We start from the raw sequence: 3,812 nt of genomic DNA, 5'->3' as shown, positions 1-3,812 counted from the left end.
CCCCTGGGTCTCCCGCCTCGCCGGCGAGTATCTGAACGTCGGGCCCCGCGCCATGGCGTGCGTCGCCGCCGCGCAGCGCGCGATGCGGCGTGCCGGGCTGCCGGAGGAGTGCCTGACGGGTGGGCTGTCGCTGCTGTTTCCGTTCTCGTACGGGTTCGGGGGCGCCGGCGGGCGGTGGGCGGAGCTGTGCCGGGCGGAGGGGGTGGCGGAGGACGAGTGCTACGGCGAGTTCGTACGGACGCTGCGGGAGCATCCCGAGTACGTCGGGCCGCCCGCGGCGGTCGCTCCGGTGCCGGCGGTTCTGCCGGCCGGCCGCGAGCAGCGCGACCGCGACTTCAGCTTCGCCCTGGAGTGCGTCCTCGCCGGCATGGCCGCCATGCGTGATCGTGTCGCCGAGCAGGTCCGGCCCACCATCACCCCCGCGTGAGGGACCGGACCCGGCCGACCAGGGGCCGGCACCACCCGAGCCCCCTCACCCCCGCGTGAGGGACCGGACCCGGGCCTTAGCCGGTGTGTCGGTGCGCTCGGGGGAGCCCGCCTGCTGCAGGCCGCTGCGCGTCCGCAGCGCCACCTCCTTGATGCACGCGACCATCACGAGCGCCAGCAGCGCCGCCGGTGCCGCGTACAGGAAGATGTCCGCCAGCCCGTGCCCGTACGAGCTCTCCACCACCGTCCGCACCGGTGGCGGCAGCTCCGCGAGGTCCGGGATCGCCGTGCCGTCGCCGCCCGCCTTGCCCGCGGCGCGGGCGGGCGGGATGCCGAGGCCGGCCAGGCCGTCGCGCATGTAGCCGGAGATGCGGCTGCCGAGGACGGCGCCGAGGGCGGAGACGCCGACCGCGCCGCCGAGGGAGCGGAAGAAGGCGACCGCGGAGCTGGCGGCGCCGAGGTCGGCGGGGTCGACCTGGTTCTGGGTGCACAGGACCAGGTTCTGCATCATCATGCCGATGCCGGTGCCGAGCGCGGCCATGAAGATTGCGACGTGCCAGTACGGGGTGTCGTAGCGCATGGTGCCCAGCAGGCTGAGCCCCGAGGTGAGCAGCAGCCCGCCGGCGACGAGCCAGACCTTCCAGCGGCCGGTGCGGGTGATGATCCACCCCGAGATCGTCGAGGCCAGGAAGATTCCCATGATCATGGGGATGGTCAGCAGGCCCGACTTCGTCGGGCTCTCGCCGCGGGCGAGCTGGAAGTACTGGCTGAGGAAGACCGTGGCGCCGAACATCGCGATGCCGACGAAGAGGGAGGCCAGCGAGGCGAGGGTGAGGGTGCGGTTGCGGAAGAGGCGCAGCGGAAGCACGGGCTCCGGCACCCAGGTCTCGACCCAGAGGAACGCGAGCCCCAGCACCAGCGCGCCGCCGGTCATCGCGCCCGTCTGCCAGGACAGCCACGCGTACGACTCCCCCGCGAGGGTGACCCAGATCAGCAGCAGCGAGACGGACGCGCTCATCAGCACGGCGCCGCGCCAGTCGATCGACACCTTCCGGCGCACCACCGGCAGCCGCAGGGTCTTCTGCAGCACGACGAGCGCGAGGACGGCGAACGGGATGCCGATGTAGAAGCACCAGCGCCAGCCCAGCCAGCTCGTGTCGGTGATCACGCCGCCGAGAACGGGGCCGCCGACGGTGGCGACGGCGAAGGTGGCGCCGAGGTAGCCGCTGTAACGGCCGCGTTCGCGCGGGGAGATCATCGCGGCGAGGATGATCTGCGCGAGGGCGCTGAGGCCGCCGACGCCGATGCCCTGGACGACGCGGCAGGCGATGAGCGTGCCCGTGCTCTGGCTGAGGCCGGCGACGGCCGAGCCGGCGACGTAGATCACGAGGGCGAGCTGGACCAGGAACTTCTTGCTGGCCAGGTCCGCGAGCTTGCCCCACAGGGGGGTGGAGGCGGTCATCGCGAGCAGGGCGGCGGTGACGACCCAGCTGTACGCGCTCTGCGTGCCGTCGAGGTCCGCGATGATCCGGGGCAGGGCGTTGCTGACGATGGTCGAGGAGAGGATGGCCACGAACATGCCGAGCAGCAGGCCGGAGAGGGCCTCCAGTATCTGCCGGTGAGTCATGCCGGAGGAGGCGACTTTAGTTTGTTGCACTAAGCAACAGTATGGCGAATGGTTGCCAAAGGCAATCGACGCCGGGGCGGCGCGGGCCCGAAGGGAGCGGAAGGGGGCCTTCCCCCCGCTGACAGGCGTCCGGAGCGTTCGCTAGTGTCCTGCTCCATGGCTCACAATCCGCAAGGTCAACAGCCCGATCCCAACTACGACCCGGCCGGGAGCACACAGATGTTCCGCGCCTTCGTGGACGAGGGCGGCGGCCCGCAGGCGCGGCGGCCGCAGCAGCCGGCGGCCGCGGCGGCGAGTTCGGGGCCGCGGGTGGGGCTGATCGTCGGGATCGTCGTCGCGCTGGCGGTGCTGGCGGGAGTGGTGTGGCTCGCGGTGGGATGAGCCGGGAGCGGCCGGCCTGCTGAGGAGTGCGGGGCCCTGAGCCCGGGCCCGGCGCAGCGGCTTCCGGGCGGCGCTCGTGCAGCCCCGGGCGGCCCTCGGGGGTCGCTTGCGCCCTCTCCGTGCGTCCTCGCCTTCCGCGCTGCCGTAGACGCGGCGTACGGCGCCGTCTACGGCCCGTCCCGTACGGCATACGGACCGTACGGCACACGGGCGGTACGGCCTACGAGCCGGGGCCGGCCCCGCGCCGGCCCCGTCGTCAGTCCGCGATCAGTCCTGCCCGAAGCTGCGCCAGCGTCCGCGTCAGCAGCCGGGACACGTGCATCTGCGAGATGCCCACCTCGTCGCCGATCTGCGACTGCGTCATGTTCCCGAAGAACCGCAGCATGATGATCCGCCGCTCCCGCGCCGGGAGTTGAGCCAGCAGCGGCTTCAGCGACTCGCGGTACTCCACGCCCTCCAGCGCCGTGTCCTCGTACCCGAGGCGGTCCGCGAGCGAGCCTTCGCCGCCGTCCTCCTCGGGGGCGGGGGAGTCGAGGGAGCTGGCCGTGTACGCATTGCCGACGGCGAGGCCGTCGACCACGTCCTCGTCGGAGACGCCGAGGTACTGGGCGAGTTCCGGCACGGTCGGGGAGCGGTCGAGCTGCTGTGCGAGGTCGTCGCTGGCCTTGGTGAGCGCCAGCCGCAGCTCCTGCAGCCTGCGCGGGACGCGCACGGACCAGCTCGTGTCGCGGAAGTACCGCTTGATCTCGCCGATGACCGTGGGCATGGCGAAGGTCGGGAACTCGGTGCCCCGCCGGCAGTCGAACCTGTCGATCGCCTTGATCAGGCCGATCGTGCCGACCTGGACGATGTCCTCCATCGGCTCGTTGCGGCTGCGGAAGCGGGCCGCCGCGTAGCGCACGAGGGGCAGGTTCAGCTCGATCAGGGTGTCGCGCACGTACGAGCGCTCGGGGCTGTCCCCGGGGGGCAGCTCGGCGAGGCGGAGGAAGAGGGCCCGGGAGAGGGTACGGGTGTCGATGCTGCCGGAGGAGGCGGCTTCCGGCTCGGTGGCGGCGTCGGGCTCGGCCGCGGCGTCCGGGCCGGCGGCGGCCCCGGGCTCCGGGACGGCGCCGTCCGCCGGGGCGGCGGGGGCGGGCACGGCCGGAGCGGCCAGCGCGGCGTCGGGCCCGCTCCCGGTCGCCGTGACCGCGGCGCCGAGGGGTGGTGGCGGTGCCGGTGGCGCCGGGGCGTGACCGGCTGCCGCCGGGTCGGGGGGTGGGTCCAGGGTGCGGTCCGGGCCCTGGGCCGTGGCGGCCGGGGCGTCGGGGAAAGCCGCTTGTGCGCCGAGAGGCGCGACTTCGGTGAGCATCTGCGAGCTGCCCAGTTCTGCGGACATGCC

General features: G+C 73.3%; 4 protein-coding genes. 2 read left to right on the top strand and 2 right to left on the bottom strand.

The window, feature by feature from the left end; translation table 11 throughout:
• On the top strand, nt 1-427 hold a 427-nt coding region (locus I003_RS33785; protein WP_037722148.1), incomplete at its 5' end, for a TetR/AcrR family transcriptional regulator C-terminal domain-containing protein.
• 45 nt (nt 428-472) lie between these two features.
• Here the strand turns inward: I003_RS33785 and I003_RS0129090 are convergent.
• Nucleotides 473-2,053 carry an MDR family MFS transporter gene (locus tag I003_RS0129090; RefSeq protein WP_027774669.1) on the bottom strand — a complete coding sequence of 527 codons (1,581 nt, stop codon included), beginning with the start codon at nt 2,051-2,053 and terminating at the stop codon, nt 473-475.
• 156 nt (nt 2,054-2,209) lie between these two features.
• On the opposite strand from I003_RS0129090, the gene I003_RS36295 reads away from it, so the two are divergent.
• Entirely contained in the window at nt 2,210-2,434 is a 225-nt protein-coding gene (locus I003_RS36295) for a hypothetical protein (RefSeq protein ID WP_027774668.1), read from the top strand.
• A 256-nt stretch (nt 2,435-2,690) separates the two neighbouring features.
• Here the strand turns inward: I003_RS36295 and I003_RS0129080 are convergent, their stop codons facing one another.
• Nucleotides 2,691-3,809, bottom strand: a complete 1,119-nt coding sequence (locus tag I003_RS0129080; RefSeq protein ID WP_027774667.1) for an RNA polymerase sigma factor SigF — start codon at nt 3,807-3,809, stop codon at nt 2,691-2,693.
• Nucleotides 3,810-3,812 lie beyond the last annotated feature (3 nt).

This window comes from Streptomyces sp. CNQ329 (genome assembly GCF_000482585.1).
Note: the sequence above shows the minus strand (reverse complement) of the source record. Positions and strands in the feature narration are given on the sequence as shown.

Coding starts and splice junctions, on each gene's coding strand:
- I003_RS0129090 (WP_027774669.1), bottom strand. CDS start 2,053: ATGACTCACCGGCAGATACTGGAGGCCCTCTCCGGCCTGCTGCTCGGC.
- I003_RS0129080 (WP_027774667.1), bottom strand. CDS start 3,809: ATGTCCGCAGAACTGGGCAGCTCGCAGATGCTCACCGAAGTCGCGCCT.
- I003_RS36295 (WP_027774668.1), top strand. CDS start 2,210: ATGGCTCACAATCCGCAAGGTCAACAGCCCGATCCCAACTACGACCCG.